We start from the raw sequence: 14,063 nt of genomic DNA, 5'->3' as shown, positions 1-14,063 counted from the left end.
ACGGCAACATCGTTGCCGTTTTGCTTTTACCTCGCCACCCGGCTTTTTACTGCTTCACCTTGCGCAAAAAATCCGCCAGCGACCTGTCCGCGCTTTCGCTAAAGCGTCTTTCCGTCAGCGTAATATGCAAACACCGGTCGAGACGGAAGCAGCGATAGTCATCGCGCCGTTCACACCACGCGGCCAGCAGCCAGTGCTCACCCCAGAAGAACAGCCCCAGCGGCTGAACCTCACGCCAGGTTAACTGCCCGGCTTCATCGCGATAGTGCAGCGCCAGCACACGCAGGGCAGAAATTGCCTGGTGGATCACGTCGAAACCACTACGGGAGTGTGGCTGAAGGGCAATATCCGGCGCGTAAATTCGCGTCTGTTCAGCTTTGCGGCGGCTCTCTTCTGGCAGGATCGCCAGCACTTTTTCCTGGGCCGACTCCAGCTCGCGCGACAGCGATTCCCCGCCCCAGGTTTTGAGCAGACGGATCGCCACCATCAGCGCCTCGGACTCCTTGTTGGTCAGCATCAACGGGGGTAAATCAAAACCCGACATTAGCCGATATCCGCTTCCCGCCTCGCCTTCCACCGGCACGCCGGAAAGCGACAGGTCGCGGATATCGCGGTACACCGTGCGCTCGGACACGCCAAGCCTTTCCGCCAGATGCGCTGCCGTTGTCAGACGCCTGCCCCGCAGGATCTGCACAATCTGGAACAAACGGTCAGCGCGTCGGGTCATCGGTTTACTCTCATACCGGTTGATGGAGGCCGACGCGATTACCTTCGCTGTCGGTAAACAGGGCTATAGTGCCAATGCCTTGCGGCAGTTCCAGCGGGCCAAACACGCACTCACCGCCCGCAGAAGCAATACGATCGAGCGTGGCCGCCAGATTGTCAGTATGCAGGTAAATAATAGCGCCCTGCGAAGAGGGTGTAACGCCGTCAAATTTCGCCAGCGCGCCGCCGGTGGCCGGATCCTCGTGCGGGAAAACCGCCAGCTCAGCCACGTCCATCTTCTCGCGCCGCAGCGCGACCTGCATCACCGACTCATAAAATTTGGTGGCGCGATCCATATCGGCGACCGGAATTTCAAACCAGTTAATGACACTTTTCATACGTCCTCCTGCCTGTTGTTAGGGTTCAGAAGGAGTCTACGACAGGGCTCCTGACAGCATACTGTCAGGAGTGTTTGTGAGATGCAGACAAAAAAATCCCGGCCAGCAGGCCGGGATTTCGATACCGCATAAGACGCTTACGGCAGAATGGACGGCTGATCCGCCCCTTCTTTCTCGACTTTCTGCTGGATCAGATGCTCGCGCTTCATGCCCAGCTTCAGCGCCAGCGCGGACGCGACGTAGATAGACGAGGCCGTACCGATAGACACACCGATCAGCATGGTCAGCGAGAAGCCTTCCAGCACCGGGCCACCGAACAGGAACAGCATCAGGATCACCATCAGGGTGGTGCCGGAGGTGATCAACGTACGGTGCAGCGTCTGGGTCAACGACACGTTAAAGATTTCGTACGGCGTGCCGCGACGGATCTTACGGAAGTTTTCACGAATACGGTCAGATACCACGATACTGTCGTTCAGTGAGTAACCGATAACGGACATCAGGGATGCCACAATCGTCAGGTCAATCTCAATGTGGAAGAGGGACAGTATGCCCATGGTGATCACCACGTCGTGCGCCAGGGCGATAACCACGCCTGCCGCCAGTCGCCACTCAAAGCGGAAACCGACGTAAATCAGGATCGAGATCAGCGCCACAAGCAGCGCCATCGCACCGGTCTGCGCCAGGTCAGCACCAACGCTCGGGCCGACAAACTCAATACGCTTAACCGTTGCGTCCTGGCTGGTCGTTTCGTTAATAACCTGAACGACCTTGCTGCCCAACTCCTGGCTGCCGTTGGCATCGTGTACCGGCGGCATACGCACCATGATGTCGCGGCTGCTGCCGAAGTTCTGTAGCAGCGGCTCTTCAAAGCCCGCTTTTTGCAGAGACTCACGCATCTGGTCCATATCGACCGGTTTTTCCAGGGTAATTTCGATCACCGTACCACCGGTGAAATCCAGGCCCCAGTTAAAGCCTTTCACGCCCATAATGACGATGGACAAGATCAGCAGAAAACCTGAAATGCCGAAGGCCCAGTAGTCCCAGCGCATAAAGTCCCAGACTTTACGGCCGTGGTTCAATTGTTCAACAGTATATTCCTGTGCCACAACGCACTCCTCAGATAGACAGCTTTTTGACGCGCTTGCCGCCGTACAGCAGGTTCACGATGGCACGGGTGCCGACAATAGCGGTAAACATCGACGTTGCGACACCGATACCGGTAGTAATCGCAAAGCCTTTGATCGCGCCAGTACCCACTGCATACAGGATAAGAACCTTAATCAGTGTTGTTACGTTCGCATCGAAGATGGAGCTGAACGCCCCTTTGTAGCCTTCTTCAATCGCCTGCTGTACAGAACGACCGTTGCTCAGCTCTTCTTTGATACGTTCGTTTATCAGTACGTTGGCGTCGACCGCCACCGCAAGGGTTAGAACGATACCCGCGATACCTGGCATGGTTAGCGTCGCCCCTGGCAGCAGGGACATGATACCGATGATCAGCACCAGGTTGGCAATCAGCGCGGAGGTCGCAATCAGGCCGAACTTCTTATAGAAGAAGATCATGAAGATGATGGACACCGCCAGACCGGCCAGACACGCTTCCAGACCCTGTTTGATGTTCTGCATACCCAGGGTTGGACCGATGGTACGTTCTTCAACAATCTGAATTGGCGCAATCAGCGCACCGGCACGCAGCAGCAGAGAGAGCTGACGCGCTTCGTTCGGGTTGCTGATACCGGTAATACGGAAGCTGTTACCCAGACGAGACTGGATGTTGGCGATGTTAATCACCTCTTCCTCTTTCACCAGCACGGCACGGCCATTGGCGTCTTTCTTACCGCTGTCTTTGTACTCCACGAACAGGGTCGCCATCGGCTTGCCGATGTTGTCCTTGGTGAAGTTAGACATGATGTTGCCACCTGCGCTATCCAGCGAGATGTTAACCTGCGGCTGGTTGTACTCATCCTGGCTTGAAGTGGAGTCGGTGATATGGTCACCGGTCAGGATCACGCGTTTGTACAGCACAACCGGCTGGCCTTCGCGGGTCTGCTTCACTTCGGAATCGCCCGGCACACGGCCTGAAGCCGCAGCAGCCTGGTCAACGTTGGAGTTAACCAGACGGAACTCCAGGGTCGCCGTCGCGCCCAGAATCTCTTTCGCACGGGCGGTATCCTGGATACCCGGCAGTTCGACCACGATACGGTCTGCACCCTGACGCTGTACCAGTGGCTCAGCCACGCCCAGCTGGTTTACACGGTTACGCAGAATGTTAATGTTCTGCTGAACGGCGTATTCACGTGCTTCACTCAGACGCGCGTCGGTCATTACCGCACGCAGCTGATTGCTGCCCTGAGAGGTGATAACCAGATCGCGGTGACGCTGAGACAGATAGGTCACAGCCTGATCGCGTGCCGCGCTGTCGCGGAACGTGATGCTCATGCCGTAGTTATCTTCTTTACGTACGGTGGTGTACGGAATGCCCTTATCGCGCAGATCGCTGCGCAGGCTGTCGATATTCTGTTCCTGTAGCTTGCCGAGCGCGGTATCCATATCCACTTCCATCAGGAAGTGAACGCCGCCACGCAGGTCAAGACCCAGTTTCATTGGCTCTGCGTTCAGCGCAGCCAGCCAGCGTGGGGTTGCAGGAGCAAGGTTAAGCGCCACGACATATTTATCACCCAGCACGCCCATCAGCGCTTCACGTGCGCGGAGCTGCGTGTCGGTGGTGTCGAAGCGAGCAAGAATTGCGCCCTCTTCCAGTGCCACAGACTTAGCGGTAATTTTTTCTTCTTGTAACGTTTTCTGGACCTGGATCAGCGTTTGCTCACTGGCGGCGACACCGCGCGCGCCAGTGATTTGAACGGCCGGATCCTCACCATACAGGTTGGGAAGCGCGTACAGCAGGCCGACGATAATCACGACGACCAGCATGATGTACTTCCACAAAGGATAACGGTTTAACACGGCAGTTCCCTTTGGGAAAAGTTGGGATTACAGCGCCTTCATGGTGCCTTTCGGCAGAACGGCAGCTACGAAGTCACGTTTGATAACCACTTCAGTGGTGTCGTTGAGGGCGATAGCAATGTAGCCGTTTTCCGCTACTTTGGTTACGCGACCCACCAGGCCACCATTGGTCAGGACTTCATCGCCCTTCGCGATGGAGTTCATCAGGTTTTTGTGCTCTTTAGTACGCTTCTGCTGTGGACGCAGGATCATGAAGTAGAAGATCAGACCGAACACAACCAGCATCAGAATCAGAGACATCGGGCTGCCCTGCGCTGGTGCACCCGTTGCTGCTACCGCATCAGAAATAAAAAAGCTCATTCAAATTCCCTCATTATTAAAATTAATCAACGTTCAACGGTGGAACATCCCGCCCCTGACGTTGGTAGAAATCGGTCACGAAGCTCTCTAATTTACCCTCTTCGATAGCCTTACGTAAACCAGCCATTAAGCGCTGATAATAACGAAGATTATGAATGGTATTGAGACGCGCCCCCAAAATCTCGTTGCAACGATCGAGATGATGCAGGTACGCGCGAGAATAATTGCGACAGGTATAGCAATCGCACTCGGAATCGAGCGGGCTGGTGTCACTCTTATGCTTCGCGTTACGGATTTTCACCACGCCATCGGTAACGAACAGATGACCGTTACGCGCGTTTCGGGTTGGCATAACGCAGTCGAACATATCAATGCCGCGACGTACGCCTTCCACCAGATCTTCTGGTTTACCCACACCCATCAGGTATCGTGGTTTATCCGCCGGGATTTGCGGGCAGACATGCTCCAGAATGCGGTGCATATCTTCCTTCGGCTCACCCACAGCCAAACCGCCGACAGCGTAGCCATCAAAGCCTATCTCTACCAGACCTTTAACCGAGATATCGCGTAAATCTTCGTAAACGCTGCCCTGGATAATGCCGAACAGCGCATTTTTGTTTTGCAGGGAGTCAAAACGGTCGCGGCTACGCTTCGCCCAACGCAGGGACATCTCCATAGAACGCTTGGCGTAGTCCCAGTCCGCCGGGTATGGCGTACATTCGTCGAAGATCATTACGATATCGGAGCCGAGATCGTACTGAATCTCCATGGATTTTTCTGGATCGAGGAAGATTGGATCGCCGTTGATCGGGTTACGGAAGTGTACGCCCTGCTCAGTGATCTTACGGATATCGCCCAGGCTGAAGACCTGGAAACCGCCGGAGTCGGTGAGGATGGGGCCTTTCCACTGCATGAAGTCGTGCAGATCGCCGTGGAGCTTCATGATCTCCTGGCCTGGACGCAGCCACAGGTGGAAGGTGTTGCCGAGGATAATCTGTGCGCCAGTGGCTTCAACTTCTTCCGGCGTCATTCCTTTTACGGTGCCGTACGTGCCCACAGGCATAAACGCGGGGGTTTCTACCACGCCGCGATCAAACACCAGACGACCGCGACGCGCGCGACCATCGGTGGTATCGAGTTCAAATTTCATTTTTTCTCCGACGTCAGAAAAACAGTCCAACGTTGTAACACAGTGCCGCGGACTTATTCCCCGACACGCTCATTCAAAGCCTGCGGATTGTACGTGATAAACATCGCGTCACCGTAGCTAAAAAAGCGATATTTTTGTTCTACCGCAGACTTGTAGGCGTTCATCGTATGCTGATACCCCGCAAACGCGGAAACCAGCATAATCAGCGTCGATTCAGGCAGATGGAAGTTGGTCACCAGCGCATCAATGACTTTGTACTGATAGCCCGGGTAGATAAAAATCTGCGTATCGCCAAAGAACGGTTCAATCAGCTCGCTTTTCGCGGCCTGCGCGGCGCTCTCAAGGGAACGTACCGACGTTGTACCGACGGCCACGACGCGGCTTCCGCGCGCTTTCGCCGCCAGCACCGCATCCACAACCTCCTGCGGCACTTCGGCGTACTCAGAGTGCATGATGTGATCTTCGATGCTGTCCACGCGTACCGGCTGGAACGTCCCCGCGCCGACGTGCAGCGTCACGAAGGCCATCTCAACGCCCTTGGCGCGCAGCTTTTCCAGCAGCGGTTCATCAAAGTGCAGGCCCGCCGTTGGCGCCGCCACCGCACCCGGCTTCTGGCTGTAGACGGTCTGATACAGCTCGCGGTCGGCCTCTTCGTCCGGGCGTTCAATGTACGGCGGCAGCGGCATGTGGCCGATGGCGTTGAGGATATCAAGCACCGTGCGTTCGTCGTTGAACTCCACCTCGAACAGCGCGTCGTGACGCGCGGTCATGGTCGCTTTGATGCTCTCGTCATCCCCCAGCAGCAGCTCCGCGCCCGGCTTAGGCGCTTTGGAGGCGCGAATATGTGCCAGAATACGTTTATCATCGAGCATACGTTCGACCAGCACCTCAATCTTGCCGCCGCTGGCTTTACGGCCAAACAGACGCGCCGGGATCACACGGGTATTATTAAAGACCAGCAGATCGCCAGGGTTGAGCTTGTCGAGCAGATCGGTGAAAGTACCGTGCGTCAGCGCGCCCGTTGGCCCGTCCAGTGACAGCAAGCGACAGCTGCTACGCTCAGGCATGGGGTAGTGAGCAATCAGGGATTCAGGTAGTTCAAAGGAGAAATCGGCGACGCGCATGACGTATACTCGTGACTTAAAAACAGGCGGCATAGTCTAGTGCTCACACCCTTTTGCTGCAACAACTAGCCGCCACCGGACAACGAAAACGCATGAATTTTCTCGCTCACCTGCATCTCGCTCACCTCGCGGACAGCTCCCTCTCCGGCAATTTGCTGGCCGATTTTGTACGCGGCAACCCGGCGGAAGAGTATTCCCCTGAGGTTGTCGACGGGATTTTTATGCACCGCCGCATCGACGTGCTGACCGATAACCTGCCGGAAGTGACGGAAGCCAAAACCTGGTTCCGCCCCGAAACGCGACGGGTGGCGCCGATCACGCTCGACGTCATGTGGGATCATTTCCTGTCGCGCCACTGGTCGCAGCTGTCGCCTGATATGTCGCTGCCTGAGTTTGTGCGCTACGCCCACGCGCAGGTGTCGATCATTTTGCCGGACTCCCCGCCGCGCTTTGTAAATCTGAATAACTATCTCTGGTCTGAACGCTGGCTGGAGCGATACCGCGAGATGGATTTCATTCAGAACGTCCTGAACGGCATGGCGAGCCGTCGACCGCGTCTGGACGCGCTGCGCGACTCATGGCATGACCTGGATGAACATTACGATGCGCTGGAAACCCGCTTCTGGCAGTTCTACCCGCGTATGATGACGCAGGCGAAAAATAAAGAACTGTGATGCCGGTATGATTGATAGGTAAAAGCTGGTGGAACGATTGTTACCACCTCTTTGTCTTATTCCCGTACTGCCTCTATACTGGCCCGCGTTGCGTTCCAAATAACCTTAGTATCTACAGGAGAATCATATGGTTCTGGTAACTCGTCCGGCTCCGGATTTTACAGCTGCCGCCGTTCTGGGCAATGGTGAAATCGTTGAAAACTTCAACTTCAAACAGCATACCAACGGTAAAGCGACCGTTCTGTTCTTCTGGCCAATGGACTTCACTTTCGTTTGCCCGTCTGAGCTGATCGCGTTCGACAAACGTTACGAAGAATTCCAGAAGCGTGGCGTGGAAGTGGTTGGCGTCTCCTTTGACTCTGAATTTGTACACAACGCATGGCGTAACACCCCTGTCGAAAACGGCGGCATCGGTGCGGTGAAATACGCGATGGTTGCGGACATCAAACGCGAAATCCAGCAGGCTTACGGTATCGAACATCCGGACGCTGGCGTTGCACTGCGTGGTTCTTTCCTGATCGATGCAAACGGCATCGTTCGTCACCAGGTTGTGAACGATCTGCCGCTGGGTCGTAACATCGACGAAATGCTGCGCATGGTTGACGCGCTCCAGTTCCACGAAGAGCACGGTGAAGTGTGCCCGGCTCAGTGGGAAAAAGGTAAAGAAGGTATGGCGGCTTCCCCAGACGGCGTAGCTAAATACCTGTCTGAGAACGTATCTAGCCTGTAATCGGCACGGTTTACGAAAAAACCCGCGAATACGCGGGTTTTTTTATGGCTTATGCTGCGCCGTCTTTTTTTACCTCGCGCCAGATGCGCCATGCCATACCCGCAAGCACCATCACCCCCGCAATCAGTACGCCCCAGACCATCAGCGTTTTCATTCTGCTTTCCTGCTCAGCCGCAGACGTCGCGGTTAAACGCGCCTCGCCCCCCAGCGGGACAGGTTCCAGCGTATCCGCCATCGGCAAGGCTGCCAGATCGTAGGTTTTACGCAGTTCGGTCGGGATCAGCATATCCGTCTCCACGCTCGCCGGTTTCGCAGCCCCGTTCCCCCACGCGAGCAGGTACGGCCCCTTCCCCTGCGCGTTAAACACCAGATCGTAGCGCACGCGCTGCCCTATCACGCCCGGCAGGTTCTCGGGCAAACGCGCATTGAGGGTCTTGATTTTTACCGCCTCGACCAGCCCGCCAGGGAGCGGAACAGGTTCAGACGTTTTGCCGCCGAGCTGGTAGATCACCTCTTTTTTCAGCGTATGCCACCGATCCTTATCCGCCCCCCGCCAGGCTATTTCTGCCGGGAGAACGCCGTCGCCATTCAGCATGAAGGCGATCGCACTCAGAGGCTGCGGATGTTTCCAGCGCCACACGGCTTCACTTTCGGATAACCGCTCCCCCTCTCCCGCCAGGCTAATGTGCTCTGATTCCGGCTGCGCAGGCGCGTTAATCGCGTTGACGCCGGTTAACGTCAGGGCAGAACGTCCCGTGTTCAGCACCAGCAGCAGATAGCGATTCGCCTCAGGTGATAACACCAGATCGGTATCGATGCGGTCGAGCTTCAGGCGATCCTGTCCACTCATCACGTCCAGCAGGGGCATCTCTTCGCGCAAGGTATACCAGTTTTTCAGATCCTCGCTGTAATAGACCGATGCCGTTCCCTGCCACGAGCCCTGCGGCGTGTCCCAGAAAAGCTGGAGCTGAGAGAGCGGAACCTCCGTCGCGTTTTCCGGCAGGGTCAGCAGATAGTGCTGTCCGGCAGCCGCAGCGTGTTGCCCTTCCAGCACAATTTCCACACCGTTTCTGGCCCGTAGCATAATTTTATCGCCGCTGTCCTCTTCCCCGCCCGGCGAGGCGTTAAGCGCAAAAAGGCGCAGCGCCGTGGTGGTCGGTGCCGGCTGCGGACGCGTCGTAGTAACCAGGCTGAACGGTACAGGCTCTCCCGACTGATTAAACACGCGCACGTCGCGCAGATCGGGCGATGTGCTCTGCTGATAAATCGCCAGCGGCAGCATGACCCGATACCACGGCGAAGATGCAAAGGTATCAAGGGACAGGCCGTAGGCATAATCCCGCGGGGATTCCGCTGGCGCGCCCTCGCTGAATGCCGGACCGGCCATGGCCAGCAGTGCTGCACAAACAACCGCATTCATCCATTTCATTTTTCTTCTCCTGCTTTAGGCGGTAGCGGCGAGAAATAGCCCACAATCAGGACCAGGATCGCCACGCCAATAAACGCGACGGCGCGCGCCAGGCCGCCACCGCCCGCGCTGTCCACCAGCATCAGTTTGAGCATCACCACCCCCAGCAGCGCCGCACCGCCAAGCCACTGCTGACGGGAGGCCTGACGGGTGGCGCGGATCATCACCACCAGCGCGCAGAACATCCAGAACAGGGCAAAGGTGGTCTGAATAAGCCGCGAATGCCACAGCGATTCCATGTTCCAGGCCACCTCGCCGTACCACGCCAGCGCACGCAGCAACGCGCCGTTGAGCCACCAGAAGCCAAGCGCCATCAGCACAACGGCGGGCCAAGGTCGGGACTGCGCAAGCGATGCCGGATAGTAGCGATCCACTGCCCGATAAAATACTACCAGCCCCAGCAGCGCGAACGCCGCCCCTTCCTCAAGCGGGTTCACCAGCGGCAGCCAGGTCTGTCGATAGACCACACCGTCCTGGAAATTGGTCACGACCAGCAATACCACCAGCGCCACAACCACAGGGATCGCGGCAAGGCAGGCGTAGAGCGCAGGCCATACCCGGAAAGGCCATCCGCGACGCCGTACGGCCGCGGAGAGCGCCATAATCACCCCACCGCCGACAGCCATCGCAATGCCGCTTCCCCAGGCCGCCATGCCCCATGGCAGGGAGCGGGCAAACCAGTAAAGCTCGGCGGCAAGGGCGAGTAAAATCATCCACAACAGCGACAGATGCAGCCCCATTGAGATGCGCGGCAGAAGTTTATCTTCGTCGCGCCGCAGCAGCATCAGGGCGGCAGGCAGCGCGATAGCCCAGGCCAGATTTGCCCAGCCGGCCGCCAGAATCTGCTGGTGCGAGACCTGATACAGCACCATCAGCAGCATCACCGGCCACAGCAGCCATTTGCTGGCATCCAGCTCCCACCATGCCAGACGAGCGGCAGCCTGCCGCCATCCCCAGGCCGACGCCGCCGTCAGCGCCAGCACGCCTGCCAGAAGCGATAACTCCTGCTTCAGGAACAACTGCGACGCGCCCAGCAACGCCACTAACCAGAACAGCAACCCACCGGCCAGCAATGCCCAGCTGCCCGGCAGCGCGATTTTCTGCCACAGCCAGGCCGCAGCCAGCCAGCAAAGACTGAGCACTGCGAAAATAAGCAGGAGGCTCAGCGAAGTGACGCCGTCCATTTGCGCCCATATCGCGCTGCCGAGCGCCAGCACCAGCAACGCCGTCCCGCTATAGCTCATGCGCCGCTGCTGCTGTTGCACGCCCAACCAAAGAATACCCAGCCCTTCCAGCGCCCAGGCCATCGCCGTCCAGCGCGCTGAAAGCGCCAGCGGAATGGCAAGCGTGGCAAACCCGCCGCCGATCGCCAGCGCCGCCATAACCAGCGGTCGTCCGATGGAGGGGTAACGCCGCAGCGCGAGAAACGCCAGCGAGAGGTAAAACGCACCATAGCCCAGCGCGCTTAGCGCCGGGCCGTACGTCCAGTGAGACGTCATGCCATACTGCATCCCAAAACCAATCAGCGGCGGAGCAAACAGCAGTACGCCGTCAATAATCTGTTTGCCTTTTTCCTGCGCCCGCAGCGACAGCGCCACGCTAAACACGCCAAAAATAAGCGTATTGGCAATCAGGAACAGCTGACAAATAACATAGTCTTCCGGCTGGTAGTCGCTCAGTCCCCACACCCCGCCAACGCCAAACGTGAAGAGCAGCCCGAGCAGGTTGAGCTCGCGCCAGTGCTGCCAGATGCTGATGACGAGAATGCCGATGGACAGCAGGAGATAGAAGGAGAATAGCGCCACAAAGCTACCGCCCCCGGTAGACAGGAGCAGCGGCGCAAGATATCCGCCGAGGCTCGCCAGCATGGCAAGGCTCAGCGCCTTTTGCAGCACGGCCAGCCCGACGCTCGCCGCGCAAATCACCACCAGCAGCGTAAACGCCAGCGTCATCGGCAGCATCTGCCACAGCCGGAATGCGCCAAAGACGGTCAGATAAAGCACGCCGGTCGCTCCGCCCTGGAGGATCAGCGCGTAGATCCGCTGCCTGTGCCGCAGCCGCCATCCAACGGCCAGCAGAACCATGGCAAACAGCGCCGTGGCGGCAAGACGCAGCTCAAGCGGAAACAGTGAATGTTCAACGGTATAGCGCAGCAGGAAAGAGAGGCCGAGGAAGAGCAGTACAATCCCCAGTTTTGCCAGCGGATTGCCCTGCATAAACCAGCGCGTCAGCGAGGACAGGATGCCGCCAAAGGCGGAAGGACGTTTTGCCGCCGGTACAGGCACAGGCTCTGCTTCAGTGACGGGCGGTTCGGGACGCCAGGGATCGACAGGTGCGTTAACGGCCTCTGACACCGGCGCTGGCGTCTTCACCGGCGCGGCGGTCTGCACCTGCTCCGGTGCTTTCTCAGCCACACTACGCTGCTCGAGCGCCTCAATGCGCTGGCGAAGCCGGGCGATCTCCTGCCGCGCCGCCGTGCTTCGGTTAAAGCCTATCACCGCGAGCACGGGTGCCACGACCAGCGCAAAAACCAGGAACAAACAGCCAAGGATGTAAAGCTCGTCCATGTTTCCACCTTCACCGTAAACGATCCGTTAAGATTGACACAAATCGTTGCATTTGCGCCATCTTAAAAGGTGAAAACCATTCTGCCTGCGCTTAGCTGCCGAACCAGACCGCAGCGGAGATCGCTGGCAGCGTGAGCACGCTCCCCTGGAACGTCGCTTTACCCTCTTTGCTCTTCCACATTTTACCAGCCAGCAGCGGTGAATCTTCCAGCACGACTTCACACGCCTCGCCCCGGTTGATCGCCACCAGCACGCGCTGCTGGTTATAGACGCGGACAAACACCACCACGTTATCGTGGGCGTACATCACCTGACAGCCCCCGTATCGCAGGGCCTGGCTCTGCTTGCGCAGCGTCGCCATGCGCTGGTAGAGGCTGAACAGATCCTGATCCTGCTTTTCAGGCTCCCACGGGAAGGTTTTACGGCAGAACGGATCGTTGTTGCCGTCCAGCCCGACTTCATCGCCATAGTAGATGCAGGGTACGCCCGGCCAGGTAAAGAGCCAGGTCACCGCCAGCGGCAGACGCGCCACATCCTTACCCAGCAACGATTTAAAGCGTGCGGTATCGTGGCTGTCGAGCTGGTTAAACATCCGCAGCTGCTGCTGATGCGACAGGCCAGCGCGATAGTTTTCCATCCACGCCATGCAGGTTTCGGCGTCAATATGCTGCGGATCGTAAGAGATATCGGTGTTAGCGAGGAAACCCCACAGCGGGAAGGTGAAGCCGCGATAGTTCATCGCCGCGTCTTGTGCATCAGCCTGCAACCACTGACGCGCGTCGCCAAAGTGCTCCCCGAAGACGAATGCTTCCGACCGGGCCGCTTTTGCCGACCGGGTAATGGCGGCGACATGCTGAAGGTTATTCCGCGCCCCGCCTGCTTCACCCAGCATATGCACCACGTCCAGCCGCCAGCCGTCCATGTTCCACGGCGCTTTCAGCCAGTGGCGCACGATGCTGTCGTCGCCGCCGTAGATCTCATTCACCAGCGATGGCGACTGGAAATCGAGCTTCGGCAGGCTCGGGTAGCCCAGCCAGTCCAGGGCGCGGCCATTCTCGTCAAAACTGTACCAGTCACGCTGCGGTGAGTCCGGATTATGGCATGCGCCGCCCATCGACTGATTGTGACGGTCAAACCACGCGTGAGAATCACCGCTGTGATTGAACACGCCATCAAGGATCAGGCGCATACCCTCTTTTTGCGTGTTGTGCCGCAGCCGCAGCAGCGCTTCGTCACCGCCAAACTGCTCGTCAACGTGGCGGTAGTCCTGCGTATCGTATTTGTGCACGCTTGGCGCTTTAAACACCGGGTTCAGGTACAGCGCCGTCACGCCGAGCTTTTTCAGGTACGGCAGTTTTTCGCTGATACCGTCGAGATCGCCGCCGTAAAAGGTCGATCCCCCCGCCTGGGCGGTCAGCGGCTCGTCCCATTTTTTCAGAATGATGTCGTGACCGACCGCATGATGGTAATAAACCTTGTCCTGATCGACGGTGCGCTTTTCACTGCGCGCAAAGCGGTCCGGGAAAATCTGGTAAAAGACCTGATCGTTAACCCACTGCGGGCCGTTATCCGGGTGATCCACGGCAAACTGCTCCAGCCTGGCCGGAGGGAAACGGCTGAAACCCTGCGGGGTAAACCACAGCTGGCGGTTGTTCCACAGCAGCTTGAAGCCGTAGCGGCGACGCGGTTGCCCGCTGCGCAAATCGATATTTGCCCGCCACGCCGTGACGCCCGGCTGCGGCTGGCTGCGCACTTTGTGCATTTTCAGCGACGTTTCTTCGTTATCCACTTCGGCGCGCAGGGTCACACGTTCAGGCTGATTGTCCCCTGCCAGCCAGAGCGTAATCACAAGGTTGTCTTTGTTTTGCTTAACAAATGGGGCAACCGGAAGGTGCCAGGCGTTTAACATCACGAATCCCC

At 57.8% G+C, this 14,063-nt stretch carries 12 protein-coding genes; 2 read left to right on the top strand and 10 right to left on the bottom strand.

The genetic code is table 11. From position 1 onward, the window contains the following. Positions 1-46: 46 nt before the first annotated feature. The 7 genes from BFV63_RS04805 to queA all read right to left on the bottom strand — a co-directional run bounded on the left by BFV63_RS04805 (position 47) and on the right by queA (position 6,704). A complete protein-coding gene (locus tag BFV63_RS04805; protein WP_006809913.1) occupies positions 47-727 on the bottom strand; it encodes a helix-turn-helix transcriptional regulator in 681 nt (226 codons plus the stop codon). A 10-nt stretch (positions 728-737) separates the two neighbouring features. Beyond that, a complete protein-coding gene (locus BFV63_RS04800; protein WP_032657358.1) occupies positions 738-1,103 on the bottom strand; it encodes a VOC family protein in 366 nt (121 codons plus the stop codon). 137 nt (positions 1,104-1,240) lie between these two features. Continuing rightward, positions 1,241-2,212, bottom strand: a complete 972-nt coding sequence (secF, locus tag BFV63_RS04795) for a protein translocase subunit SecF (protein ID WP_003859105.1) — start codon at positions 2,210-2,212, stop codon at positions 1,241-1,243. A 10-nt stretch (positions 2,213-2,222) separates the two neighbouring features. Next, positions 2,223-4,070, bottom strand: a complete 1,848-nt coding sequence (gene secD, locus BFV63_RS04790) for a protein translocase subunit SecD (RefSeq protein ID WP_003859106.1) — start codon at positions 4,068-4,070, stop codon at positions 2,223-2,225. 27 nt (positions 4,071-4,097) lie between these two features. Next, complete coding sequence (yajC, locus tag BFV63_RS04785) at positions 4,098-4,430, bottom strand: preprotein translocase subunit YajC (RefSeq protein WP_003859109.1); 333 nt, start codon at positions 4,428-4,430, stop codon at positions 4,098-4,100. Between the two features lie 22 nt (positions 4,431-4,452). Continuing rightward, positions 4,453-5,580 carry a tRNA guanosine(34) transglycosylase Tgt gene (tgt, locus tag BFV63_RS04780; RefSeq protein ID WP_003859110.1) on the bottom strand — a complete coding sequence of 376 codons (1,128 nt, stop codon included), beginning with the start codon at positions 5,578-5,580 and terminating at the stop codon, positions 4,453-4,455. 53 nt (positions 5,581-5,633) lie between these two features. Then, entirely contained in the window at positions 5,634-6,704 is a 1,071-nt protein-coding gene (queA, locus tag BFV63_RS04775; protein WP_003859111.1) for a tRNA preQ1(34) S-adenosylmethionine ribosyltransferase-isomerase QueA, read from the bottom strand. 92 nt (positions 6,705-6,796) lie between these two features. On the opposite strand from queA, the gene acpH reads away from it, so the two are divergent. Together acpH and BFV63_RS04765 are read left to right on the top strand one after the other, a co-directional pair. Next, positions 6,797-7,378: an ACP phosphodiesterase gene (gene acpH, locus BFV63_RS04770; RefSeq protein ID WP_048241308.1), complete on the top strand. Its 582-nt coding sequence runs from the start codon at positions 6,797-6,799 to the stop codon at positions 7,376-7,378. Between the two features lie 127 nt (positions 7,379-7,505). Then, on the top strand, positions 7,506-8,108 hold the full coding sequence (locus tag BFV63_RS04765) for a peroxiredoxin C (RefSeq protein WP_003859113.1): 603 nt from the start codon (positions 7,506-7,508) through the stop codon (positions 8,106-8,108). Between the two features lie 49 nt (positions 8,109-8,157). Here the strand turns inward: BFV63_RS04765 and BFV63_RS04760 are convergent, their stop codons facing one another. The 3 genes from BFV63_RS04760 to malZ form a co-directional block, all read right to left on the bottom strand. Next, complete coding sequence (locus BFV63_RS04760; RefSeq protein ID WP_048241311.1) at positions 8,158-9,537, bottom strand: DUF3999 domain-containing protein; 1,380 nt, start codon at positions 9,535-9,537, stop codon at positions 8,158-8,160. Next, entirely contained in the window at positions 9,534-12,143 is a 2,610-nt protein-coding gene (locus BFV63_RS04755) for a DUF2339 domain-containing protein (protein ID WP_048241312.1), read from the bottom strand. Before BFV63_RS04755 ends, BFV63_RS04760 begins: the two co-directional genes overlap by 4 nt. Positions 12,144-12,234: 91 nt before the next feature. Beyond that, on the bottom strand, positions 12,235-14,052 hold the full coding sequence (gene malZ, locus BFV63_RS04750; protein WP_048241313.1) for a maltodextrin glucosidase: 1,818 nt from the start codon (positions 14,050-14,052) through the stop codon (positions 12,235-12,237). Between the last annotated feature and the right edge of the window lie 11 nt (positions 14,053-14,063).

It is taken from the genome of Enterobacter hormaechei subsp. xiangfangensis (assembly GCF_001729785.1).
Classification (GTDB): Bacteria; Pseudomonadota; Gammaproteobacteria; order Enterobacterales; family Enterobacteriaceae; genus Enterobacter; species Enterobacter hormaechei_C.
Note: the sequence above shows the minus strand (reverse complement) of the source record. Positions and strands in the feature narration are given on the sequence as shown.